Origin of the sequence: Idiomarina loihiensis, from assembly GCF_024584785.1 — a bacterium.
GTDB lineage: Bacteria > Pseudomonadota > Gammaproteobacteria > Enterobacterales > Alteromonadaceae > Pseudidiomarina > Pseudidiomarina fusca.
Genome location: NZ_CP074112.1, coordinates 2,047,066 through 2,071,534, shown reverse-complemented (window position 1 = coordinate 2,071,534; position 24,469 = coordinate 2,047,066). Strand labels below are relative to the sequence as shown.

The following is a 24,469-nucleotide window of genomic DNA, read 5'->3' as shown; positions in this document are numbered from 1 at the left end:
TACCAAGGACCGGGCTTTTAACTTAAGTTAAGGAAAAGTCATGGCAAAAGAAAAATTTGAACGTTCCAAACCGCACGTTAACGTAGGTACAATCGGCCACGTTGACCACGGTAAAACTACTCTGACTGCTGCAATTACCACAGTATTGGCAAAAACTTACGGTGGTTCAGCACGTGCATTCGATCAAATCGATAACGCACCGGAAGAAAAAGCGCGTGGTATCACCATCGCAACTTCACACGTAGAGTATGACACTCCATCACGTCACTACGCCCACGTAGACTGCCCAGGACACGCTGACTATGTTAAAAACATGATCACTGGTGCTGCGCAGATGGACGGCGCAATCTTGGTAGTAGCAGCGACTGACGGCCCGATGCCACAGACTCGTGAGCACATCTTGTTGTCACGTCAGGTAGGCGTACCATTCATCATCGTATTCATGAACAAATGTGACATGGTAGATGACGAAGAGTTGTTGGAATTGGTAGAGATGGAAGTACGTGAACTTCTATCTGAGTACGATTTCCCAGGTGACGACTTGCCAGTAATTCAAGGTTCAGCGTTGAAAGCGTTGGAAGGCGAAGAGAAGTGGGAAGCGAAAATCATCGAATTGGCAGAAGCTTTGGATTCATACATCCCAGAGCCAGAGCGTGATATCGATAAGCCGTTCATCATGCCAATCGAAGACGTATTCTCAATCTCAGGCCGTGGTACTGTAGTAACTGGTCGTGTAGAGCGTGGAATCGTGCGTACTGGTGACGAAGTAGAAATCGTAGGTATCAAAGATACTACGAAGACTATCGTAACTGGTGTAGAGATGTTCCGTAAGTTGCTAGACGAAGGTCGTGCAGGTGAGAACATTGGTGCGTTGTTGCGTGGAACTAAGCGTGATGAGATTCAACGTGGTCAAGTATTAGCGAAGCCAGGTTCAATCAAGCCACACACTCAGTTCGAAGCAGAAGTATACGTATTGACCAAAGAAGAAGGCGGACGTCACACTCCATTCTTCAAAGGCTATCGTCCACAGTTCTACTTCCGTACAACTGACGTAACTGGTTCAGTACAGTTACCAGAAGGCGTAGAGATGGTTATGCCAGGCGACAACTTGAAGTTCGTAGTAGAGTTGATTCACCCAATCGCGATGGACGAAGGTTTACGCTTCGCAATCCGTGAAGGTGGCCGAACTGTAGGTGCAGGCGTAGTATCTAAAATCGTAGCTTAATTGCAGCGGTTAAAGAAAAAGGGAGCTTCGGCTTAATGCCGATCAGTTAAGAAATATTTTAGCGATCGGTTGACCGATCCTCCCAATGGATCAGAATCCGTAGTTAGTTAATTCTAGCTACGGATTTTTTTATGCAACTCACCACAGCACTCGCAATAGCCAATGGATATGCTCCAAACTCTGAAGAACTGGGTAAATTATCCGACATTCTTGATCCTGATTTAATTGATGAGGCGTTTGATAAGGCCGGTGTCGGCACGGTCAGGAAAAGACGTTTACCCTTGGATATGGTGTTGTGGAGTATTATAGGCATGGCCTTATATCGCAACACCAGCGTGTGGGACATCGTTGGACAAATGAATATTATGCTGCCTGGTCGACGGGCACTTGTAGCTCCAAGCGCTATTCCTCAAGCACGACAACGCCTTGGTGAACATGCCGTACAATCGGTATTTGAACATACGCAAGCGATTTGGAATGAACAAGCCGAGCATCCAACATGGCATGGCTTACGATTGCTTGGCGTCGATGGTGTTGTTTGGCGAACCCCTGACTCCAATGAGAATCAGCAAGCGTTCAAAAAGAGTTCAAATCAATTTGGTGAGCAATATCCTCAAGTGCGCATGGTCTGCCAAATGGAATTAACGAGCCATCTTCTAACGGGAAGCCAATTTGATTGTGCTTCAACAAATGAGATGGTGCTTGCAGAAGGACTTATCGAATCGACAGCTAACCATTCATTGACCCTATTCGACCGAGGTTTTTACTCGTTAGGACTCCTTCACAAGTGGCAAAATACCGGTGTTGAACGTCACTGGCTTATTCCAATGAGAAAAGGAACTCAATATAAAGTGCTCAGGAAAATAGGCCGTCACCAAAAGCTCATTGAGCTGACAACCACGCCACAATCACGCAAAAAATATCCGAATTTACCTGAGACCATGCAAGCTCGAATGTTAACACGGACTATTGATGGTAAAGAGCGCACCATATTAACGTCGATGGTCGATCCATTGCGTTATCCAAGCGAAGATATTGTTGAGCTTTATGAGCAACGTTGGGAAATCGAACTCGGCTATCGAGAAATGAAACAAGTTTTACTTCAAAATCACTACACGCTACGGAGCAAGCGACCAGAAATGATACGTCAAGAGCTATGGGGAATACTCTTAGCGTACAATATTATTCGCTATCAGATGGTGAAAATGGCGAGCAAAATTAAAGGGATATATCCAAATCAACTGAGTTTTACCTCGTGTGCTACAGCTATTATTAACTGGCTATACACGGCTTCACTTAATTCAGCGGGGAATATCCCGAAAACTCTCGAACATCTTCAAGAAATTGCAGAGCATTACGTTTTGCCAATAAGGCGAACCGAGCGGGTTTACCCACGAGAAGTTCGTTCAAAACCTCAGAAATATGCGAGAAAAAAATGCCAGTCAGCTCTTAACTGACTGGCATTAAGCTTCGGCTCCCTTTTTTCATTTAAAAGCGTTGTTCGTTATTCGTACGCTACGCCTTTCTAATATCCAATAGCTAATATCGCCATTGCTAGCGCTAATAGCGCACCGAAAGAAGTCCGCATAGCCGCTTACGAATACCCACCGTATTTCACCACCGAGAACACCCAGCACTTACAGCAAATATTGTCCAAGCATCGGCTTTAGTAAACGCTAAGACCAAGGCGGTTTGCCAATTCGCGAACCATAAACATGCCGCGCGCAGAGTTTCCGAAGCTGTTTAGCGGTGGGCTCCAAGCACTAATGACACCGTAGTCTGGAACAATGGCGATAATTCCGCCACCCACGCCACTTTTTGCCGGCAAGCCCACAGTAAAGGCAAATTGCCCCGACTGATCATACATGCCACTGGTACTCATTAGTGCATTAATACGCTGCGCATCACGATGTGAGGTGATTTGCTTGCCGCTGCGTGGGCATTGACCGCGGTTGGCTAAGAACGCCAAGCTGCTGGCGAGTTGTTCGGTATTCATAGTGAGTGCGCATTGCCAGAAGTAATGGTCGAGTACTTCTTCAACGTCTGACTCGATATTGCTAAAACTCTTCATCAAGTATGCAAGTGCAGCGTTGCGAGCGCCATGTTCACGTTCGGACTCATGAACGCGAGAATCGACGCACACCGCTTCACTGCCGCACAAACCCCGAACCATGCTCAGTAATGCCGATTTACTGGCTGAGTAATGGCTAACTAACACATCGCTGACTAAAATCGCGCCCGCGTTGATCATGGGGTTGCGCGGAATGCCTTTTTCCCATTCAAGCTGAACAATTGAATTAAAAGGCTGACCTGAGGGCTCCATCTGCACGCGTTCCCATAATGGGTCGCCAAGACGTTCCATCGCCAACATCAGCCCATAAATTTTAGAAATAGACTGAATGGAAAACGGTTTATTGGTATCGCCGACCGAGGTGACGTTGCCATCAAGCGTGGCAACCGTCAGCGCGCAGTAATCAGCTTTAACCTCTGCCAAGGCAGGAATGTAATCGGCGACTTTACCGTCATTCACAGACATGGCCTGCTGCAGAATATCCTCTAGCAGTGGTTTGAGGTTGTCAGGGGCATGTATTGGTTGCCCGCCACTGATTACATCGTGTGTCATGGGTTGAACTAATGATTCCTATTAAGCCTTATTGGCATTGCTCGATATCAGTGGTTTTAAGAAGCGCGCAGTATGTGAGCGCTCACATTTAACAATCTCCTCGGGGCTACCGGCGGTTAATATCTCACCGCCGCCTGAGCCACCCTCGGGCCCTAAGTCGATAATCCAGTCGGCTGTTTTAATCACGTCCAGGTTATGCTCAATAATAACAATGGTATTGCCATGATCTCGCAAGCGGTGCAGTACTGTCAACAGTTGCTGAATATCGTGGAAGTGCAAGCCGGTGGTTGGCTCATCCAAAATATACAAGGTTTTGCCGGTATCGCGTTTGGATAATTCCCGGGCTAATTTTACCCGTTGCGCTTCACCACCCGAGAGCGTGGTTGCTGATTGCCCCAAGCGAATGTATGACAAGCCTACATCAACTAAAGTTTGAAGCTTGCGGGCTATGGCCGGGATCGGAGCAAAGAAGTCACGCGCATCTTCTACGGTCATGTCGAGAACTTCGTGAATACTCTTACCTTTGTACTTAATCTCAAGCGTTTCGCGATTGTAGCGTTTGCCTTTGCAGATATCGCACGGTACATAAACATCAGGTAAGAAATGCATTTCTACCTTAATCACGCCGTCGCCTTGGCAAGCTTCGCAGCGGCCGCCACGCACGTTAAAACTAAAGCGACCCACTTTATAGCCGCGCGAACGTGACTCTTCAACACCGGCAAACAATTCCCGAATGGGTGTAAAAATACCGGTGTAGGTTGCTGGATTAGAACGTGGTGTACGGCCAATCGGACTTTGATCAATATCCACCACTTTATCTAAATACTGCATCCCATCAATGCTGGCATAAGGCGCAGGTTCATTTGCTGTGGCCTTATTCAAGTCGCGGTGAGCAATTCTAAACAAGGTGTCATTGATTAGCGTTGATTTACCTGAGCCAGAAACTCCAGTAACGCAAGTCATCAGACCTAGGGGCAGTTGCACGTCAACGTTTTTCAAGTTGTTACCGGTGGCACCTTTGAGCTCTAACCAAAGTTCACCGGGCTGATGCCGTTGTGCTGGTACTTCAATCGCTTTACGCCCAGACAGGTAGTCGCCAGTTAATGAATTCTCGTTGGCGACAATCTCTTCGTAATGCCCCTGAGCAATCACTTGGCCCCCATGCACGCCAGCACCAGGGCCGATATCAATCACGTGATCTGCAGCACGAATGGCGTCTTCGTCGTGCTCAACCACAATGACCGTATTACCCAAATCACGTAAGTGGGTCAGGGTACGCAGTAGCCGCTCGTTGTCACGTTGGTGGAGACCAATCGATGGCTCATCGAGGACATACATCACCCCAACCAAGCCGGCACCAATTTGTGAGGCAAGGCGAATGCGCTGGGCTTCGCCGCCAGATAGAGTTTCAGCACTGCGCGATAGGCTCAAGTAATTAAGCCCCACGTTCACCAAAAAGCCTAAGCGGTCGTTAATTTCCTTAAGAATTTTTTCTGCGATTTGGGCCTTCTGCCCCTCTAATTGTAACCCCTCGAAAAATTCGAGAGCGCCGCCAATTGAGCGTTCAACCACTTCAGGTAGCGTGGTGTTATTCACATACACATGCCGAGCTTCTAGGCGCAGCCGGGTGCCGTGACAGCTTTTACATGGCTGTGAGGCCAGGTACTTAGATAAATCTTCGCGCACCGCCGTCGAATCCGTTTCGCGATAGCGGCGCTGCATGTTGGGAATGATGCCCTCAAACGGGTGAGTGCGAGCAACTCGGTCGCCGCGGTCATTCATGTAAGTAAATTCAATCTCGGTTTTACCGCTACCAAACAATACCGCTTGCTGATGCGCTTCGCTGAGGCTATTGAACGGCTTGTTCAAATCGAACTTATAGTGTCGAGCCAACGACTGGAGCATCTGATAGTAATAGAAGTTGCGCTTGTCCCAGCCGCGAATGGCACCGCCACTGAGGCTTAATTCCGGGTTGCCAACCACTTTTTTGGGGTCGAAAAACTGTTCAATGCCTAAGCCATCGCAAACGCCACAAGCGCCGGCCGGGTTATTAAACGAGAATAGCCGCGGCTCGAGTTCCTGCATGCTATAGCCACAATGTGGGCAGGCAAAGTTAGCTGAAAAAATCATGCTGTCTAGCTTAGAGTCAGCGTCCATCGGTGCCACAATGGCGGTACCGCCACTGAGTTCAAGTGCCGTCTCAAACGACTCAGCTAAACGCAGCTCTAAGCCTTCGCGTACTTTAATACGATCGACAACCACTTCAATGGTGTGCTTTTTTTGCAGCTCTAATTTCGGCGGGTCGCTCAAATCACATAACTCGCCATCAATACGTGCGCGAATAAAGCCTTGCGCCGCTAGATTATCCAACACCTTGGTGTGCTCACCTTTACGATCTTGAATAATAGGCGCCAAAATCATCAGCTTCTCGCCTTCAGGTAGCGCCAATACTTGGTCCACCATTTGCGAGATAGTTTGTGCAGCTAGCGGTACATCATGAGTCGGACAGCGCGGCTCGCCAACCCGTGCGTACATCAGTCGCAGGTAGTCGTAAATTTCGGTGATAGTGCCCACAGTTGAGCGTGGGTTGTGCGAAGTCGATTTCTGCTCAATCGAAATAGCAGGGCTAAGGCCTTCGATGCTATCCACATCGGGCTTTTCCATCAGCGACAAAAACTGTCTAGCGTAAGCCGACAACGACTCGACATAGCGCCGCTGGCCCTCGGCATAGAGGGTATCGAATGCTAACGAAGACTTACCCGACCCAGACAACCCGGTGATTACCACCAGCTTGTCGCGAGGTATGGTAACGTTGATGTTTTTTAAGTTGTGGGTGCGGGCTCCGCGGATCTCAATTTTATCCATGGTGAATCTACCACTCCGTAGCGGTTATAAATGAAACGAGCATTATCGCACATGCACCACCTTCTGGTACAATGGCGAGCGATTTTTTCCTGCAGCAATGAGATAAGCATGGCACATCAGCACAATGACAATCGATTGACCCCCACCGAACGCCGCGCCTCTGGGGCTTTAGCTACCGTCTTTGGATTACGGATGTTAGGGCTGTTTTTGATCATGCCGGTGATCGCTATTTATGGTCAGCAGTATCCCGACTATACGCCCTTGCTGATAGGTTTAGCGATAGGCGCCTATGGCCTTACTCAGGCTTTGTTACAAATTCCGATGGGGATGTTGTCCGATCGTATCGGTCGCCGCCCAGTGATTGTTGGTGGTTTGCTGTTGTTTGCGCTAGGTAGTGTGGTGGCGGCGATGGCCGATACCCTGACTGGTGTGGTGATAGGCCGTGCGTTGCAGGGCACCGGAGCTATTGCTGCAGCCATTTTAGCATTAGCAGCTGATATTACCCGCGACTCACAGCGCCCGAAAGTAATGGCCACTATCGGCATGTTTATTGGTTTGTCCTTTGCCCTGGCGCTGGTGCTCGGCCCCTTACTTGGCGAATATATCGGCTTACAAGGGTTGTTCGTGTTCACCGCCGTATCTGCGCTGTTTGGAATTGTGGTGCTATTAATAGCTGTGCCGTCAGTGACCCAGAAAACCGCAAAAGGTGATCTTATTCCGGTTGGCAGCGAGTTAGGAAGCCTGTTCAAGCATCCGCAACTGGCTCGGTTAAACTTTGGCGTGTTTGTTTTACATTGTGTGTTAACCGCGTTTTTTGTGGTGGTTCCGCTACAGTTCGTGGCTGGTGGTTTGGCTACCGAGCAACACGCGTGGCTGTATTTGCCCACCTTATTGGCCTCGTTTGCCTTGATGATTCCAATGCTGATCATCGCTGAGCGCAAACGTAAACAACCCGTTTATTTCAGAGTCGCGATTGTGCTGCTGCTGTTAGCTGTAGCTGTTATCGTCTGGGTACCACCGCATTGGACGTATTTAGTTGTAGCCGTTGTGCTATTTTTTACCGGCTTTAACTTTTTAGAAGCATCATTGCCTTCTTCGCTAACCCGTTTTGCCCCCGCGGGTAGCAAGGGCAGCGCCAGTGGTATCTACTCTACTGCGCAGTTTTTAGGAGCCTTTATTGGCGGTGCTGCCGGCGGTTATGTTTATCAACAATGGGGCCTGTTCGGGATTGGGATTTTTACCGCAGTGCTGTTAGTATTCTGGTTCGCCAGTAGCTTCGGGATGCAGCCCCCTCCGCAACAGCAGAACGTCAGCTTACCTATTCGTCAGCTGAACGCAGCGCAAGCACAGCAATTAGCCGAGCAGTTAGCGCATGCCACCGGGGTTGAAGAAGTACGTATTGTTAGTGCTGAGCAAACGGTGTATTTAAAAGTTCATAAAACCCATTACAATGAAGCAGAATTAGCGGCGCTACTGACGCCCTACCAAAATTAGCAAATCAAGGAGCACAAGGCATGGCCAGTCGCGGCATCAATAAAGTGATTTTAATTGGCAACTTAGGGCAAGACCCAGAAGTGCGCTATACCCAAACCAACACGGCGATTGCCAACATCAGTATTGCCACCAGCGAAACCTGGAAAGACAAGCAAACAGGCGAGCCACGCGAGCAAACCGAATGGCATCGCTGCGTCGCTTATCGGCGTCTAGCAGAAATTGCTGGTGAGTATCTGAAGAAAGGCTCGAAAGTCTATGTTGAAGGGCGTTTACAAACCCGTAAATGGCAAGGCCAAGATGGAGTAGAGCGCTACACCACCGAGATCGTTATTAACGATTTACAGATGCTCGATAGTCGTGGTGGCGATCAAGGCGGCTACAGCAATAACCGTCCGAGCAACCAGAATCAAAACCAGCCGCAGAACCAAGGTGGCCAAGGTCAAAACTTTAATGCTCCGGCGAATAATCAGAACCAGAGCTTCCAGCAATCAAACCCATCGTCAGGACAACAATCACCAAGCCCAGAACCTTTCAATGGCGGTGATTACGATGACGATATTCCGTTCTGATCATCCACAGTCTTAAACTATTCTGTTCAAGAGGAGGCTAATCAGCCTCCTTTTTCGTATCTTTTATAACCAATGAGACTCAATTGCGACAGATTGCCGCAGGCGATGAAGTAAAACCTTGCTCTAATTAAGGTTTTATTTCATCTTAGAGGTGTAACCTATAGCCAAGAATCAAAAATGTACGTAAAATTCCGGCTATGACAATGATCATATTCAGGCTTGAGGTAAGGCGTTGAAGAAGCTCGTATGCTTAATTGGGGTAATGATGGTGTTGGTGGGCTGCACGCCGCCACCACAGACTTTGTCTGTGGTAGGGAACACCTGGCTAGGCTATCAACCTTATTATGCTGAACAGGTCCTTCATCCAGAAGCTATTCCCGCTAATATTCATATCACTATGCTTACGTCGGACGTTAGCGTGGTACGCATGGTTGCTAACGGCGCCGCACAAGCAGCTCTTTTAAGCCTAGATAATGCCTTAAGCCTACAGACACGCACCGACCTTAAACTTTGTATCGCACAGGTGATTAACAGCTCCCATGGGGCCGATGCTATTTATGCGCCACCTGGGTTTGATATCAATGATCGTCAACAACCCTGGGTGGTGGGGATGGAAGATAGTGCGCTGGCACGCTATCTATTAGCACGCTGGATGCGCCTGCATGATATTCCTGAGCGCCAAGTAAGACGTGAAATCATTTTACCCAATCAACACGCTATTGCTTATGCCGCAGGAGCAACGGATATCTTTGTTACCTATGCTCCTTTTAGCCAAAAACTAGCTTCGATGGGTGCTGAGCAGATTTTTAGTAGCCGCGAGATACCTGGTGAAATTATCGATACCTTGGTCGTCAAACAAGAGAGCTGGCAACAGCATCAAGCTGCTCTTAAGCGCTTAACCGGTCCGGTTTGGGATAAGGCTTTAACGGCAGCATTGGATCCACAGCATCCGTATTATCAAGCTTTGCAGACGTTATCGGGGATTAATGCCGAAGAACTACGGCAAAGCTTAGCTAGTTTAAGTTTGTACAACAGCGCCGCCAGTAGAACCTTCTTACAACAGGACTACGCCCGAGTGCAGCAACAAGTCAGTGAACAATTAGTGGCTTCAGGGATTCATCAGGTGATCACACCGCTACCGATCTGTGAGGGCGTGCTATGAGTTTGCTGCCTTTTCATCGGCGCTTGAATATCCAAGTGACCCTGCCTATTACCGTCATCGCCTTTTTGATTGTGGGCTTGCTGGGCTATTTTGTGGTGCGGGGGCAAAACCAGATTGCTCTGTACAATGCGCAGTTAGAGCTAAGAAGTATGCTCGTGGTAGCGCAAGGCTCGCTTAATCGGATCTTTGGCGTTGGTAGATACGATGCCGTAGGCGAGGTATTGAGCGAGTTTCAGGTGCATCCACGAGTTACTAATACAGCTATTCTTAGCCCAACGGGCGAGCTTGCAAGCTATTACTCCGCCAACGCCATCAGTCCTCATCTGAAAACCTTCGTGCAACATTTAGATCGTCAGCAAATAGCAGAGGTCGCAAGGTCTGGCGTCACCATCATGCAGTATCATCCGGAACACAATCACTTTATCGCCATGGTGCCGGTGGTGAGTGGCAAGGTTGTGGGCAATCAGCAATTGCATAATGTGTTCGTCGTTGAATATGAGCACGCCCGTAATTGGTACACTTTTACTAACGTTATTTTCAATGAGCTGGTGCTGTTCTTAACCTTGCTGGCTGCCGTGGGAATAAGTTTATGGGTGATCTTACAACGTAAAATTGTTCGTCCCGTAAGGCGTTTAATGGTGGGGGTAGACAAGCTTGCGCGGCGCGAGTCATTGCAGAACTTTGATATTCACAGTGATAATGAACTTGGTCTCTTGAGTGACAGTCTGCGCGATGCGGCCTTGCAACGCGAGCAGCACGAAAAACAACTGTTGCGCTTTAGCTCTGCGGTAGAGCAAAGTCATGACAGTATTATGATTACTAATCTTGCCGGTGAAATTGAATACGTTAACAAGGCGTTCACGGATATCACCGATTACAGCCTAGCGGATGTGCAAGGGCGTAATCCGAAAATGTTAGCTTCGGGCGAGACGCCACGCTCGAGCTACGATGCTATGTGGACCGCATTAGTTGCCGGGCGCAGCTGGCAGGGTGAACTCTATAACCTCAAGAAAAACGGTGAGCCGTACCGTGAGTGGGCAACTATTGCGCCTTTGCGTAGCCCCTGTGGTGACATCACCCATTACATTGCCACCAAGCAAAATATTACCGAACGTCGTGCGGCCGAGGCTCAAGTTCAGTACCTAGCTTATTACGATGTGCTGACAGGTTTACCTAATCGCACCCAATGCCAAGAAATTTTGCAGCAGTTTTTAGATGAACGTGATTACTCTACTCGCGGTGCTGTAGCTTTGTTTGAACTTGATGGCTTGCAACGTATTAACGATGTTCGCGGCTTTGAGTTCGGTGATTCGATTTTGTTGGCGGTAGCCGAGCGCATAGGCCATGTTATGAAAGCCGAGCCTGAGGCGCGAGTTGGTTGCTTGGGTGGTGATTTATTTGCGGTATTATTCCCAACTCGTAGCGCAGATCGAGAGGCAACGGTTAATCGAGTTGAATTCATGGTGAAAGATTTGCTGGCTGAATTAGCTGAGCCGATGTTAATTGAAGGCGAACGTATTTCCATTACCGCGAGCGCCGGTATCGTGGTGTATCCCGAATACGGCGATAATCCCGAAGCTATTTTGCGTCATGCCGAAACGGCGGTACACAATGCTAAAGACGCCGGTGGTAATCAGATTGCTGTGTATAACCCCGCCTACAGTTATGCCCTAGAGCGGCGCTTTGAGGTGGAACGTGAACTGCGAGAAGCTATTGCCAATAACCAATTAGAGCTGTACTTGCAAAGTCAGCAATTGTCCAATGGCGAGGTGGTCGGCGTAGAAGTGTTGGTGCGCTGGAATCACCCTACCAAAGGTATCGTATCGCCAGGAGTGTTTATTCCAATTGCTGAAATGAGCGATTTGATTGTTGATCTAGGACGCTGGATTTTACGTGCGGCGCTGCAAGTGTTAAAGCACTTACCCGGTCAACAAACCCTAGCTATCAATATCAGTCCACGCCAGTTCCGTAAGTATGATTTTGTGTATCAGATTGAGCGTGAAGTGGTGAAGTCCGGCGTGGATGCCTCGCGTTTAATTCTTGAAGTGACCGAAAATTTATTAGTGGATGACGTTGACGATGTTGTAGCTAAAATGAAGGCACTGCAGAAATCTGGTGTGCAGTTTTCTATTGATGACTTTGGTACCGGCTACTCCTCGCTATCTTATTTAAGCCAGCTACCTTTGCATGAGCTCAAAATAGACCAAAGCTTTGTGCAAGGCATAGGCACCGAAGAAAAAGAACAACTGGTAGAAACCGTGATTGCAATGGGCAACAACTTGAATTTACGGGTGGTTGCCGAAGGGGTAGAAACCAAGCAACAGGTAGAGTTTTTGAGTGCCTGTTCGGCTCAGGTGGTGTGCCAAGGGTATTATTTTGCGAAACCTATTCCGGCTTCAGAATATTTAGCTAACCAGAGTCAGCAGTAGGGGCGTTAGCCGATAATTGCAAAAGCCACCTTACCCAATCATGGTTAAGGTGGCTTGCGCTGCTAATCAACCCTATTTGTAGCCGTGTTGAGCCGCTACCTTGTCAAAGTATTCAAGTACTTGCTTCGCGTAGGCACGTTTCGACACATAGTCACCGGCAAAAAAGTTCTTTTTAAACCCATAAGCCACCATATCTTTAAGTCGCTTGAGGGGAACATCTACGGCGCTCAGGGCCAACTCATACTCGCGGGTAACTGTGGTACGCGACACCAGACGGTTATCGGTACAAATCACCGTAGCTAAGCGATTGTTGAACATGTGGATAAAATTGTGGTTATGCACATCAGCAATATCTGGGTTGGTTTGCAAGTTACTGGTAATACAGACCTCGATGGCAATGCGACGATCCGCAATGTATGAAGCTAGCCGCTTGGCATAGTCTTCTTTATCAGTAATCGCAGCATCTTGAATCATTTCTGGTGAGAACAGCGAATAGCCATGGCCAAGACGGTCCGCATAGCACTGGGTAATGGCTTCAAAAATACTTTCCGCACCGTAAGCTTCGCCCGCATGCACGGTTTTTAAGAGGAAGTTTTGATGAGCATACTCGTACACCTCTTTAAAATCGTGCGCAGGATAGCCCATTTCTTGCCCAGCGATATCTAAGCCAACAATCGGTAAACCTTCTTCGTCACGCAGCCGCACGCTGGCACGGATCATTTCCATGGCTGCGGTCTTAATCACTTGCTTGGGTTCATGGTCACGCAACATGGCGAACAATTGGGTGTAATAAGGCGAAAACCCTTTCTTGCCAAACATCCGCATGGCGCAGTTAATAATACCGTAATCAAACGGGGGCTTAGCACCACTCACCACTTCAGGTTGTGCGTTGTATTCGTCTTTGGCGCGTTTTAAGCCGGCATTGGTGGTGTGCATCACTCGGTCAAAATCAATCCCCCGAGCTGGGTCCATCATGAGTTGCGGGGCAAAGCGTACTTCAATATAAACCACACCTTCGGCAATATTATCTTGCGCTAATTCGTAGGCAGCTTGCTCTAGGTTTTCCATATCGCGCAGCACCGCACAGGTATACTGAAACCCATTGAGGTATTCGCCAAGATTCTGATAAGACTCTTTAAAAACCAAGTCATAAAGCCCTGCTACCGTATAAGAAGGTAGCTCAATTCCGCTACGCTGGGCCATCTCAATCAAGCCTTGTGGGCGGAGGCTGCCATCAAGGTGAAGGTGAAGATCGGCTTTTGGCATGGCTTTTAAAAACTCGGGGGTATAGGCGCTGCTCATGATTATTCTCCTGTTAGTTGGGCGGATTATAGCAACTACCGCTAAGCTCGTCCGCCCTCTGCTACGAATTTTTACTTGAGCCCCCCGCGGTTCCACTCTACTATTGCCAGAATCTTTTTCATTCAAAACTTTCGTTTAAAAACCAATGGCATCACTATATTTTACGTACTCGGCCATGAACGCAGGTAAAAGTACCTCGTTATTGCAGGTGGCTTACAATTACGAAGAACGCGATCAACGCGTGCTCTTGCTTACGCCGTCTATTGATGATCGAGCTGGCGCTGGCACCATTGCCTCGCGCTTAGGCATAGAGCGCAGTGCCTTGGGCTTTTCTAACAGCACTGATTTAGCCGCCTTGATTGAGGCTCGCCATGCAAAGCAAGCCATCGATTGTGTGTTGATAGACGAAGCGCAATTTTTAACCGAGACGCAAGTGTGGCAATTAACTGATGTCGTTGACCGCGTGGATATTCCAGTGATGTGCTACGGCATTCGCAGCGATGCGTTTGGCCAGGCGTTTCCTGGCAGCGCCGTGCTATTGGCGGTTGCCGATAAATTGGCAGAAATGAAGACCATTTGTTTTTGTGGGCGCAAGGCAACCATGAACTTGCGTATTGATGAGCATGGCAATGCGGTGACCAAAGGCGATCAAATTGCTATTGGTGGAAACGATCGTTATATCTCTTGTTGTCGTAAACATTGGAAAGAAAAGCTAAACAAGTAAGCGGAAAATAAGAATTACGTTGTAAAACTAGCCTGTTGTTACGTTTTAAATCTCAGATATCTGCTAATATGACACCTAATTAGGATTAAAGCTGTTCTATTCTGATTCGATAGCCTAGGAGCTTGAATGATCAAACCACCACTGCCGGCTAATGAAGAGGCCCGCTTACAGCTTTTGTACGAACTTAACTTGCTCGATAGCGAGGCAGACCCTCTATACGACAGTATTACCGCCTTTGCGCAGCAATTATTTGGCGTTGATGCAGCCATCATTACCTTAGTGGATGAACATCGCCAGTGGTTTAAATCTGTGCAAGGGTTTGATTTACTAGAAACTCCCAGAGATATCTCCTTTTGTGCTCACGCCATTACCCAGCAGACCACCATGATTGTTGAAGATGCGAGCCAAGATGAGCGTTTTCACGATAATCCCTTAGTTGCTGCCAACGATGGTATCAGGTTCTATGCCGGGGTACCGTTAACCCTGAATGACGATCTCAATATCGGCACCCTGTGCCTGATCGATTCGCGGCCGCGCCAGTTGTCGCCGCAACAGCAGCAATGGTTAGAAGGTTTGGCGGCATGGGTGGTGCACGATATTGTGCAGCATTATGAACTAGAAAACTTTGCCGCCGAACGTGAAGTGCTAGCCCAAGGCCCGGTTGCAGCCGTGGTCTGGCAGCTCGAGCCCGATGTGCATTTGGTTTACGCCGCCGAAAACGTCGAGCGGATTTTAGGCTACAGCGCTGATTATTTGTTAGACCTTGAGATTAATTATGAATCTATTGTGCACCCCGAAGACCAGCAGCAACTGCTCGACCAAATGCAATTGGTGCTTGACGGTATCCAGCCTAGCTTAGAAATCGAATACCGCGTGGTGTCACCATCGCAGCACACGCGCTGGGTAAAACACTTTGCCCGAGCCGATTTAGATCGCCATGGCAAAGTGATGCGGGTGCGAGGTTATATCTACGAGAATACGGATCGTAAACAGCTAGAATTGGATTTGCTGTACGCTAACCAGAGCTTTGAATTGGCTTTAGCTGCAGGCGATTTATCCACCTGGGATTGGAACTTGACCGAAGGTACGGTGAGTGTCAATCATACGTGGGATAAAATTCTCAATCGTGATAGCTCTTTTGCGCAAGACAACGGCTGGGCCGAGCTGATTCATCCTGCCGATGTCGCAACGGCAAAAAGCCAACTCATTGAGCACCTGCAAGGCCATAGCGAACGTTTTGAAGCACGGATAAGATTACAGCATGCCGATGGTCACTACATTTGGTTGCACACTGTGGGTAAGGCGGTAGAGCGCAATGCCAATGGACGGGTGACGCGCATGGTAGGGATTCATCACGATGTGACCGAACAAGTTGAAAATGAGCTCAAACAGCATCAGCAAGAAGCCATCCTCAGTTTAGTTAGCCAAGTTCAGCATGAGTTTCTATTTGTCGAACATTTCAGTGAGGTTTGCGATATTGCGCTGCCAGAACTGATGAGCTTAAGCCAAAGCAAACTGGGGTTTATTGGTGAGTTGCCGGAGCAAAGTCGGCACCGCAATATGCTTCGGGTGCATGGCTATGTGAATCGGCTAAATGGCTCCCAGCAAGCCACCCAAGCGCTGATCCGACAAGGGCTAGAAGTCGTAGTGTCAGGGAGCGTGGTCAGTCAGGTGTTATTGCGTGGGGATCCCGAGCTTTGTCCAAATCCTGTCGCACAAGATGAACTAAAGTTTACTCCCATAGAGTTGCCCCAATTAGATAACGCCATCATGTTACCGCTTTATTTTAAGCGCGAAGTGGTGGGCTTACTTATTTTGGCGCATTCAGCTCGCGGCTACTTTCTCGAAGATCTGGCGTGGTTACAACCTATGCTAGATACGCTTGGTACGCTAATGCATATTCGGCGTATCGATCAAGAACGCCGTTTTGTGGTAGAAGAACTGCGCCGCATGGCGACCCGCGATGAGCTGACTGGCGTGGCTAACCGGCGAGTGTTCTTAGAAGCGGCCCAGCAGCGCAAAGACGAGAGTGAACGCTACGATTTACCCATGAGTGTCGCCATTATCGATTTGGACTTTTTCAAAAAGGTCAACGATAGCTTTGGCCATGCCGCCGGCGATGAGGTCTTACGAGAGTTTTGTCGTCTAGCCAAACAGCAATTAAGAGATACAGATTTGCTAGCTAGGTTAGGCGGAGAAGAATTTGGCATTTTATTTGCCCATGCAGAACTGGCGCAAGCCATGCAAGGCATTGAAAGAGTCCGTAAAGCTATTGCCGAGCACCATTTTAATTGGGATGATAAGCGCATTCCGGTAACCATTAGCGCCGGTGTCGCGCAACTCGTAAGCGTTGATCCTGATGTCGACAAATGGGTAGCCCGTGCTGACGAAGCACTTTATTTAGCGAAGGAGCAAGGTCGAAATCGTGCTATTGCTGCTTCTTGATAGTTGTAACAAGCGAGGTTGATATGAGTTCTGCAGCGGTGGCGAACCACCTAACAATTCCAACACCAGACGATTGGCACCTGCACTTACGCGATGGTGATTTACTCGCGACCACAGTCCCTGCCACCGCCGCTGTGTTTGGCCGAGCTGTGGTGATGCCTAATTTGGTGCCGCCGGTGACGACAGTTGCTCAAGCTTTGGAATATCGCAATCGCATTTTAGCGCAGGTACCAGCCGGCAGCAGTTTTGAACCCCTAATGACCCTGTATTTAACCCAAGCCACCAGTGTTGAAACCATAGTTGCAGCGGCTGCCGAGCCGGCGATTATTGGCTTCAAGCTCTACCCGTCAGGGGCCACCACTAACTCCGCGGCCGGGGTAACTGACATTGAGGCCCTCGACGAGGTGTTTGCCGCCATGGCGAGTCATGGTGTGCCCTTGTTGGTGCATGGCGAAGTGACTAGTGCTGAGATTGATATCTTTGATCGTGAAAAGGTGTTTATTGACCGTTACTTACGGCCTTTATTGGCTCGGCATCCGCAGTTAAAGTTAGTGCTAGAACATATCACCACCGCTGATGCCGTAGAATTCGTGGAAAAGGCTGGTGCAAACGTAGCGGCAACCATAACTCCGCAACATCTGTTGATGAACCGCAATGATTTGTTGGTAGGTGGGGTGCGTCCGCATAACTATTGTTTACCTATCTTAAAGCGTCGCGACCATCAATTAGAACTGCGGCGTATTGCTGCATCGGGGCATCCGCGCTTCTTTTTAGGAACAGACTCGGCACCTCATGCACAATCGCGCAAAGAAACTGCCTGTGGCTGTGCCGGTTGTTATTCAGCACCGGCGGCTTTGCCGTTGTATGCTGAGTTCTTTGAGCAAATGAATGCGCTCGACAAGTTAGCTGATTTTGCCAGTGGGTTTGGTGCTGATTTTTACGGGTTGCCTCGTGCTACCAGCTCCGTTACCTTAGAAAAAGACCAGTGGATGGTACCAGCGACAGTAGCTACTGCAGTTGGGCCCATGGTGCCTTATTGGGCGGGAGAGCCACTGCAGTGGCGGATTAAACAATAAAGCAACATTTCAATGAACAATTTAACATTGTAGAAATTGTCGCCAAGTCATGGTTTTATATCCGTTATAAAGTCATAATATACCTATAATAAAATACATAATTTGTAAGGGATATTCGCATTGCTTAATTTGTGGCCAGCTAAGTCTAGGAACGACCTGGTGCTAACCTTTGCGTTGGCCAAAGGAGGCGTGTCGTTAGCTATTGCAGAAATTAATGAGTCTACACCAGCCTTGATCGTGTCCGATCATCAAGAGGTTGCGGACGGGCAATGGGGCCATGCCATGCAAGAACTGGCACACAAATATCCTAAGTACATCAAAGGTAATCCAGCCTTGTTGGTGGTGTTGGGCCCATCGCTGTATCAAAGTGTGCAGCTCGATAGACCCAAGTTACCGGCCGCTGAAATCAGCCAAGCGTTGAAGTACAGTTTGCGCGATCTGGTATCGCTCGCACCCGCCGACATCATTGCCGATTATTACGACAGCCCAGTACAGCTCTCCGGACAAGATAAAATCAACGCAATTGTAGCGGATAAAACGATGCTGCAAGGCGTGCTTAAAGCAGCCCAAGAGCTGAGCGAAAATATCTGCGGTATTGTGGCTGAAGAGCAGGCCGTGTCGCGCTTGTTTACCCAATTGCAAGAGCCCAGCGTGGTGGTCTATCAGCATGATATCGAGCCCGCCTTATTGCAGGTATACCAACAAGGCGAGTTGCAGGTAAACCGTTTAGTGCGAGCGCTGGAGCAAATCAGTGCACTCAGCGCTGATGAGATCAGCTTAGGTGGTGGTTCACCGCTAAGTATTGAGGTACAGCGCTCAGCTGATTACTTTGAACGGCAACTACGCCAGCGCCCGATCAAGCAAGTGGTGTTAGCTGTGGGCTCAAAGCATCGCGCCGCACTGCAACAACAAGTAGCTGACGATTTAGGGTTTGAGGTGCAGTGGGCCGAGTATCCGTTGTGGGCGCAAGAACTGGCTACCGCCGATTTTGCTGATTTCCCAGTGTTAGGTGGGGTTATGCTGGCGCGTGAGTTGCTGTATCCAGCCAAGGAGCAAGCAGCATGAAACGCATAGCTAACTTGTATGTAGCTGAGCTACAACCTAACCGTGATCCGCTTACTTTAAAGCTTGTTAGCTTAGTGGTGGGTACCTTATTGGTTGTAGTGATGATTGGCGCAGGGCTGAGCAAGTGGTATCTGGCCAATCAGCAAGCAACGACAGCTAAGCTGAGCGCACAAAACACCGCCGTACAGCAGCAAGTTAACCAGCAACAAGAGCTGCTCAAGCAGGCCCTCAACGATAAACAGCTACTGGCCGAAATTGACCAGCTTGAGTTACGCCTGGCGCAACGGCAGCGCTTGTTACAGCACATGCGTTCAGTAACCCAAACCGGCCAGCCTAGCTTCGCTAATGTGATGACAGATTTAGCTCGCGTAGACAACGACAACATCTGGTTGCAACGAATTGTGTTGGCCTATCAGGATATGACCTTGCAAGGCCATACCACTGCGGCCAGTGCCTTACCGCGTTGGTTAGCCAGCTTTTCTAATTATCCGACCCTGAAGAACCGTAATTTTGGGGTGTTTGAGTTGCGCGATGAACAAAATGGCGCGTTACAGTTTACTGTGGGCAGTGACAGTCACGGTAGTTTGCTGTTGCAGCCTAGTCAGCTAGGCACTAGCGCTAACAGCTCTGGCGCCACTAATAACGGCAGCGGGGCTCGCCCATGATGCAACAACTAACGCAACAGTGGCAACAATGGCAGCAGCAGTTTTTATTGCTCCCGCAAGGGCGCCGTAAGTTTTGGTTTGCGCTGGCCGTGGCGGTGGTGGTTTACCTTGGGGTGTGGCTGGTGTTGTTGCCCACTCAAGAGCAATTAGCTACCGAACGCCAAACTCAGCGCCAACAACAGCAGCAAATTAGTATCTTTGAGCAAGAACTCGCAGCGGTAAAAGCACGCTTAGCTGGTGACCCGAAAGCAGAATTAAAAAGTCGTCGCGGACAACTGCAAGAGCGTTTAGATCGCTTAGAAGCCCAGTTGAATGCCGAGGCCAACTACATCAGTGCCTCCGACAACAAAGCACTGTTGCGCGCCCTGTTAGATTCAGCCAGTGGCATCAAAGTACAGTCAGCCCAAGCCTTGCCGCCAGAACGGGTGTATCAAGATGCGCAAGATGACACGACAGCGATCTACAAGCACCGCTTGCAGCTCTCTGTTACGGGTGATTTTTTTGCTGTGCGGAACTACCTCAACCGGCTTGAGCAGTTGGATTGGAACTTTTATTGGCAAAAACTCGATTACCGAGTGAAGCAAGCGCCGCAAGCAGAAGTGACCATAGAAATTTATACCTTGAGTCTGGAGCGTGACTATGTGGCCAGCTAGTAGGTTTTTGATAGTTGCAGTGCTGCTAGCAGCACCCGTTTCTGCACAAGAGCTGAGCGACCCAACGGCGCCACCGGTGGTGCGTAGTAGCACCATTACTGAGGGGCCAGCGTTAGCGGCAGAACTTAAATTACAAGCGATTCAATGGAGAGGTACACGGCGCACCGCACTAATTGGCGGGCAGCGTGTTTCTGTTGGCGATACGATAAATCAATACATTGTTCGGGCCATTGATATGAATCAAGTGACCTTAATGGATTCTAAAACCAACAAAACCGTACAGTTAGCCTTGTTTAGCAACGTAAAATTGCAATCTGGGCAAGAACAAGCGGCTAACTCGGAGAGTCAACCATGAAGCGAGTTTTATTGGTTGCGGCGCTAAGTGCATTATTGGCTGCTTGTGCGCATCAACCAGAACAGCCACCGGAAGAATTCCAACAAGCGTTAGACCCTAACGCCAGAGGCAAGGCCAGCGAACGCCCGCCGTTACCCGAGTCCGTGCGGGCTAGCCTGCGTGGTCAGCAAGACCAGTTGCGAGCTGCTAGCGCTCAATTGTTAGCTGAACCGCGTTTTTCTATTGCCGCCAACGACATGCCTGCGGCTGAATTTTTTGCCGGTTTAGCGGTGGATTCTCCTTATAACTTTGCCGTGCATCCAGATGTAGACGGTATGATTACGATTAATTTAAAGGATGTTACCCTCACTGAAGCGCTCGACGTGGTTGGGGATATTTATGGCTACGATGTGCGTCGTAACAACCGCATGATTCAGGTGTTTCCAGCGGGCTTACGCAGCGAAACCATTTCGTTAGACTACTTAGCCTTGCGCCGTATGGGGGTATCGCAAACCAGCGTCAGCTCGGGCGGGGTTAAAGACAGCGACCGTAACACCAGTGGCGGCTCTGGGAGTAACAGTTATGGCGGTAATATCAACAATAACTTGCTGGGTAATCAGGGTGGAACTTCGAACCAAGCCGGCTCAAACTTAGGTGGCATGCAAACCAATGGCTCGTCGATTAGTAGCTCTTCGGAAACCGATTGGTGGAAAGACTTAAAAGCTATTATTGAAGGCATCGTTGGTACCGGTGATGGTCGTCGGGTCGTCGTCGCGCCGCAAGCTGGGTTAGTGACGATCACTGCCTTACCAGGTGAATTACGCGCCGCCCGCGAGTTCTTGGAACGCGCCCAAAGCCGTTTACAACGCCAAGTGATACTTGAAGCCCGGATTGTTGAAGTGGCCTTAAATGATGACTATCAACAAGGCATCAACTGGAATGATTTATTTGAAGCGGGCAGCGGCGTCAGTGACTTCTTTGGCGTTGACCAAGTCACCGGGTCGGTGAGTCTAAGTGGCGGTGATGTAACCGCTAGTGGCCTCGGCGGTGTGTTTGGTATGACCCTGAACATCGGCGACTTTTCTGGCGCACTTAATTTGTTGCAAAGCCAAGGAAACGTGCAGGTGCTCTCGAACCCTCGAGTCAGTGCTGCTAATAACCAAAAAGCCGTGATTAAGATTGGTGAAGACGAGTACTTTGTCACAGATGTCTCCACCACCACGATAACAGGTACTGCTACCACCTCTACGCCAAATATTGAGCTAACACCGTTTTTCTCAGGTATTTCGCTGGATATTACTCCGCAGATTAGTGAGAACGGCGAAGTGATCCTGCATGTGCATCCGAGTGTGGTGCAAACCCAAGAACAAGAGAAAGTCGTGAAGCTGAACGACGACACCTTTGTTCTACCGCTAGCACAAAGCAACATTCGTGAAAGCGATACCATTGTCAAAGCCCGTAATGGTGAGATCGTGGTGTTAGGCGGTTTGATGCAAACCTCGTACACAGATTCAGAATCGAAAGCACCTTTCTTGGGAGACATTCCAGTGTTGGGTAATTTGTTTAAAAATACCCGCCGCGTGGAGCAGAAGAAAGAGCTGGTGATTTTAATTCGCCCCACGGTTATTGGTGCCGAGAGCTGGCAAGAAGAGCTGCAACGCTCTAGCGACATTCTGAAAAAATGGTATGGCAATGAGTAACATCAGCAACGGGAAGAGCTAATGTACCAAAACCACTACGGCTTGCGTGAACTGCCTTTTACATTAACACCGAACACCAGCTTTTACTGTGATCTTGAGGGTCATCGGTCAGCGCTGGAGGTGTTATTGACGGCACTGCAAACCGGTGAAGGTTTTATCAAAGTCGTGGGCGAAGTCGGCACGGGTAAAACCTTGCTGTGTCGCAAGCTACTTAATGAGCTACCTGAAAATTATGTCACCGCGTACATTCCTAACCCTTATTTAAGCCCGGAAGAGCTGCGTGCCCAAATTGCCCAAGAGCTACAAATAGACCTGCATGGCGAGCACAGTCAGCAACGAGTTACCCAAGCCATTCAGCAGCGGCTGTTAGACATCAACCAGCAGGGCAAAACTGTGGTGATCGTGCTGGATGAAGCGCAAGCCCTACCGAGCGACAGTTTAGAAGCCTTGCGGCTAATTTCAAACCTAGAAACCGAGTCGCGCAAGTTGCTGCATATCGTCCTATTCGGTCAGCCCGAATTGGATGAGCGCTTAGCTGCACGCGAACATCGACAGTTACGCCAGCGCATCTCTTTTAGCTATCATTTGCAGGCGATGAGTGTGCAAGAGTTGGCGCGTTATATTTCGCACCGCTTGCATATTGGTGGCTACAAAGGGCCGCCGATGATGAGCGCCAAAGTGGTTGGCATGTTGCACCAAGCCAGTCGCGGCATACCTCGCTTAGCCAACGTGTTATGTCATAAGGTGTTGCTGCTCAGCTACGGCGAAGGAGTGTATAGCATTACTCCCAAGCATGTGCGGATGGCAGTAGATGACACCGAGGATGCCTATTTACCCAACGCCAACTGGGGTTGGTGGTTGTTGGGCTTATCTGCCGTAGTAGCGGCAATTCTAGCTTTGGGTTATTACCAAGGCTGGTTAGCGGAGTATTTAGCATGAGCGTGATAAACCGCATGCTGCGCGATCTTGATAAACGCGAGCAACAGCAAAACAACCAAGCTTACATACCAGCAGCCGTAGCACCTAGCCATGGCAGCAAGCGCCGCGTGGCCCTCATCGCCAGCATCGGCGCCATCTTGGTCCTAGCCGTGTTGGTCTGGCAATGGTGGCATGAAGGACTTGCAGACCCAGCTCTGGACCCCGCTGCGGACCCAGCTGCGCAGCAAGCTGAAAGCCCCAACACTGATCCCGGTAGCTATGTGATGCAAGCTTTGCAAGCTGAACCCGCACAACCTGAACCCTCATCGGCGCCTGAAGCGCGGCAGGAAGCAGTTAACGCGGTCAGCGAAACCAGCGACGATGCTACCGAGGGTCGTAATCAATTGGTGGTGAATGTGGCCGAGCTGCAACAGCCTGCAGCAGCGCAGCCCGAACCAGCGCAGCCCGAATCTGCTACAAGCATCGCAGCCGCAAGCCAAGCTGAACCGCAAGAGGAACTTGCAGACCCAGCTCCGGACCCCGTTCCGGACCCGGCTCCGGAGCCAGCTCCGAAGGTGGGGCCGACCCCAGCCTCAACCTCGTCGATGAAAGTAGAGCGAGTTGAGCTCACCCCTGCGCAACTGGCCGAGACTAACTTACGCCGAGCCCGTGAGGCCATGGCCAAAGGTGACCGCGATCTGGCTCAAGAGCTGCTGGAAAAGGCGCTGATAGTGCAACCCATGCATGTTGAAGTACGCAGCGAATTGGCCGCTTATTGGTACGGTCGCGGATTTGCGACGCGCGCTCTGACCATTTTGCAGCAGGGCCTAGATAGACAGCCGCAACAAAGCGAGTGGCAGTTGTTGTACGCCCGTATTTTGGATCGCATGGGGCGCGTAGACCAAGCGTACAGCGCCTTGATTAACATTAATGAGGACACCGACGAAGCCCTAGAGCTGCTCGAATTACGTGCCGCCGCCGCCAATCAATTGGGCTATTATGCCGAGGCCGCAGCTGATTACACGGTACTAGCAGGGCGTTTTTTGCAAAGCCGTTGGTGGTTAGCCGCAGCCGTGGCCCATGAAGATTCAGATAATCCAGCCGCCGCAGTGCGAGCCTATCAACAGGCCCTGCAGTATCGTGATTTAAGCAGCGAAGCGCGGCAATATATCAATGATCGTTTGTACGCGTTAACCCCCATCGAGCCGGAGACCAATTAG

Annotated in this window: 19 protein-coding genes; 16 read left to right on the top strand and 3 right to left on the bottom strand. The window is 49.5% G+C overall.

All coding sequences use genetic code 11. The features are described 5' to 3' along the window. Positions 1-40: 40 nt before the first annotated feature. The gene (gene tuf, locus KGF88_RS09890; RefSeq protein WP_110077115.1) at positions 41-1,225 is read left to right on the top strand and encodes an elongation factor Tu; all 1,185 of its coding nucleotides are present in this window, start codon (positions 41-43) and stop codon (positions 1,223-1,225) included. A 131-nt stretch (positions 1,226-1,356) separates the two neighbouring features. Beyond that, positions 1,357-2,682 carry an IS4 family transposase gene (locus KGF88_RS09885; protein ID WP_110077112.1) on the top strand — a complete coding sequence of 442 codons (1,326 nt, stop codon included), beginning with the start codon at positions 1,357-1,359 and terminating at the stop codon, positions 2,680-2,682. A gap of 209 nt (positions 2,683-2,891) precedes the next feature. On the opposite strand, the gene glsA is transcribed toward KGF88_RS09885, so the two are convergent. Next, positions 2,892-3,848 carry a glutaminase A gene (glsA, locus tag KGF88_RS09880; protein ID WP_153826484.1) on the bottom strand — a complete coding sequence of 319 codons (957 nt, stop codon included), beginning with the start codon at positions 3,846-3,848 and terminating at the stop codon, positions 2,892-2,894. Positions 3,849-3,869: 21 nt separating this feature from the next. Continuing rightward, positions 3,870-6,713 (bottom strand): excinuclease ABC subunit UvrA, encoded by a 2,844-nt coding sequence (gene uvrA / locus KGF88_RS09875; protein WP_162014531.1) that lies wholly within the window; start codon positions 6,711-6,713, stop codon positions 3,870-3,872. 108 nt (positions 6,714-6,821) lie between these two features. Here uvrA and KGF88_RS09870 point away from each other — a divergent pair, with 108 nt between their 5' ends. From KGF88_RS09870 to KGF88_RS09855, 4 genes are all read left to right on the top strand, one after another. Then, on the top strand, positions 6,822-8,207 hold the full coding sequence (locus tag KGF88_RS09870; protein WP_153826483.1) for an MFS transporter: 1,386 nt from the start codon (positions 6,822-6,824) through the stop codon (positions 8,205-8,207). Positions 8,208-8,227: 20 nt separating this feature from the next. Next, positions 8,228-8,776 carry a single-stranded DNA-binding protein gene (gene ssb, locus KGF88_RS09865; protein WP_110077071.1) on the top strand — a complete coding sequence of 183 codons (549 nt, stop codon included), beginning with the start codon at positions 8,228-8,230 and terminating at the stop codon, positions 8,774-8,776. 232 nt (positions 8,777-9,008) lie between these two features. Further along, positions 9,009-9,938 (top strand): ABC transporter substrate-binding protein, encoded by a 930-nt coding sequence (locus KGF88_RS09860; protein ID WP_153826482.1) that lies wholly within the window; start codon positions 9,009-9,011, stop codon positions 9,936-9,938. Then, positions 9,935-12,367, top strand: a complete 2,433-nt coding sequence (locus tag KGF88_RS09855) for an EAL domain-containing protein (protein WP_153826481.1) — start codon at positions 9,935-9,937, stop codon at positions 12,365-12,367. Before KGF88_RS09860 ends, KGF88_RS09855 begins: the two co-directional genes overlap by 4 nt. A gap of 72 nt (positions 12,368-12,439) precedes the next feature. Here the strand turns inward: KGF88_RS09855 and KGF88_RS09850 are convergent, their stop codons facing one another. Then, positions 12,440-13,669: an adenosine deaminase family protein gene (locus tag KGF88_RS09850; protein ID WP_110076017.1), complete on the bottom strand. Its 1,230-nt coding sequence runs from the start codon at positions 13,667-13,669 to the stop codon at positions 12,440-12,442. Between the two features lie 145 nt (positions 13,670-13,814). Here KGF88_RS09850 and KGF88_RS09845 point away from each other — a divergent pair, with 145 nt between their 5' ends. From KGF88_RS09845 to KGF88_RS09800, 10 genes are all read left to right on the top strand, one after another. Next, the gene (locus KGF88_RS09845; protein WP_153826480.1) at positions 13,815-14,393 is read left to right on the top strand and encodes a thymidine kinase; all 579 of its coding nucleotides are present in this window, start codon (positions 13,815-13,817) and stop codon (positions 14,391-14,393) included. A 126-nt stretch (positions 14,394-14,519) separates the two neighbouring features. Next, positions 14,520-16,838 carry a sensor domain-containing diguanylate cyclase gene (locus KGF88_RS09840; protein WP_153826479.1) on the top strand — a complete coding sequence of 773 codons (2,319 nt, stop codon included), beginning with the start codon at positions 14,520-14,522 and terminating at the stop codon, positions 16,836-16,838. Positions 16,839-16,861: 23 nt separating this feature from the next. Then, positions 16,862-17,914 (top strand): dihydroorotase, encoded by a 1,053-nt coding sequence (pyrC, locus tag KGF88_RS09835; protein WP_153826478.1) that lies wholly within the window; start codon positions 16,862-16,864, stop codon positions 17,912-17,914. Between the two features lie 159 nt (positions 17,915-18,073). Then, entirely contained in the window at positions 18,074-18,979 is a 906-nt protein-coding gene (locus KGF88_RS09830) for a hypothetical protein (protein WP_110076014.1), read from the top strand. Beyond that, positions 18,976-19,644, top strand: coding sequence for a hypothetical protein (locus KGF88_RS09825; protein ID WP_153826477.1), 669 nt, complete (start codon positions 18,976-18,978; stop codon positions 19,642-19,644). Before KGF88_RS09830 ends, KGF88_RS09825 begins: the two co-directional genes overlap by 4 nt. Beyond that, positions 19,641-20,297 carry a hypothetical protein gene (locus tag KGF88_RS09820; RefSeq protein ID WP_153826476.1) on the top strand — a complete coding sequence of 219 codons (657 nt, stop codon included), beginning with the start codon at positions 19,641-19,643 and terminating at the stop codon, positions 20,295-20,297. The genes KGF88_RS09825 and KGF88_RS09820 overlap by 4 nt, the downstream gene beginning before the upstream one ends. After that, the gene (locus KGF88_RS09815; RefSeq protein WP_153826475.1) at positions 20,284-20,652 is read left to right on the top strand and encodes a hypothetical protein; all 369 of its coding nucleotides are present in this window, start codon (positions 20,284-20,286) and stop codon (positions 20,650-20,652) included. Before KGF88_RS09820 ends, KGF88_RS09815 begins: the two co-directional genes overlap by 14 nt. Further along, positions 20,649-22,331, top strand: coding sequence for a pilus (MSHA type) biogenesis protein MshL (mshL, locus tag KGF88_RS09810; RefSeq protein WP_153826474.1), 1,683 nt, complete (start codon positions 20,649-20,651; stop codon positions 22,329-22,331). The genes KGF88_RS09815 and mshL overlap by 4 nt, the downstream gene beginning before the upstream one ends. A 21-nt stretch (positions 22,332-22,352) precedes the next feature. Beyond that, complete coding sequence (locus tag KGF88_RS09805; RefSeq protein WP_153826473.1) at positions 22,353-23,270, top strand: ExeA family protein; 918 nt, start codon at positions 22,353-22,355, stop codon at positions 23,268-23,270. Next, positions 23,267-24,469, top strand: a complete 1,203-nt coding sequence (locus tag KGF88_RS09800) for a tetratricopeptide repeat protein (protein WP_153826472.1) — start codon at positions 23,267-23,269, stop codon at positions 24,467-24,469. Before KGF88_RS09805 ends, KGF88_RS09800 begins: the two co-directional genes overlap by 4 nt.

Excerpts from the sequence above, each read along its gene's own strand:
- KGF88_RS09850 (WP_110076017.1), bottom strand. The coding sequence starts at position 13,669 with ATGAGCAGCGCCTATACCCCCGAGTTTTTAAAAGCCATGCCAAAAGCC.
- KGF88_RS09845 (WP_153826480.1), top strand. The coding sequence starts at position 13,815 with ATGGCATCACTATATTTTACGTACTCGGCCATGAACGCAGGTAAAAGT.
- uvrA (WP_162014531.1), bottom strand. The coding sequence starts at position 6,713 with ATGGATAAAATTGAGATCCGCGGAGCCCGCACCCACAACTTAAAAAAC.
- KGF88_RS09825 (WP_153826477.1), top strand. The coding sequence starts at position 18,976 with ATGAAACGCATAGCTAACTTGTATGTAGCTGAGCTACAACCTAACCGT.
- KGF88_RS09870 (WP_153826483.1), top strand. The coding sequence starts at position 6,822 with ATGGCACATCAGCACAATGACAATCGATTGACCCCCACCGAACGCCGC.
- mshL (WP_153826474.1), top strand. The coding sequence starts at position 20,649 with ATGAAGCGAGTTTTATTGGTTGCGGCGCTAAGTGCATTATTGGCTGCT.
- KGF88_RS09805 (WP_153826473.1), top strand. The coding sequence starts at position 22,353 with ATGTACCAAAACCACTACGGCTTGCGTGAACTGCCTTTTACATTAACA.
- KGF88_RS09800 (WP_153826472.1), top strand. The coding sequence starts at position 23,267 with ATGAGCGTGATAAACCGCATGCTGCGCGATCTTGATAAACGCGAGCAA.
- KGF88_RS09855 (WP_153826481.1), top strand. The coding sequence starts at position 9,935 with ATGAGTTTGCTGCCTTTTCATCGGCGCTTGAATATCCAAGTGACCCTG.
- ssb (WP_110077071.1), top strand. The coding sequence starts at position 8,228 with ATGGCCAGTCGCGGCATCAATAAAGTGATTTTAATTGGCAACTTAGGG.
- pyrC (WP_153826478.1), top strand. The coding sequence starts at position 16,862 with ATGAGTTCTGCAGCGGTGGCGAACCACCTAACAATTCCAACACCAGAC.
- glsA (WP_153826484.1), bottom strand. The coding sequence starts at position 3,848 with ATGACACACGATGTAATCAGTGGCGGGCAACCAATACATGCCCCTGAC.
- KGF88_RS09840 (WP_153826479.1), top strand. The coding sequence starts at position 14,520 with ATGATCAAACCACCACTGCCGGCTAATGAAGAGGCCCGCTTACAGCTT.
- tuf (WP_110077115.1), top strand. The coding sequence starts at position 41 with ATGGCAAAAGAAAAATTTGAACGTTCCAAACCGCACGTTAACGTAGGT.
- KGF88_RS09815 (WP_153826475.1), top strand. The coding sequence starts at position 20,284 with ATGTGGCCAGCTAGTAGGTTTTTGATAGTTGCAGTGCTGCTAGCAGCA.
- KGF88_RS09820 (WP_153826476.1), top strand. The coding sequence starts at position 19,641 with ATGATGCAACAACTAACGCAACAGTGGCAACAATGGCAGCAGCAGTTT.
- KGF88_RS09885 (WP_110077112.1), top strand. The coding sequence starts at position 1,357 with ATGCAACTCACCACAGCACTCGCAATAGCCAATGGATATGCTCCAAAC.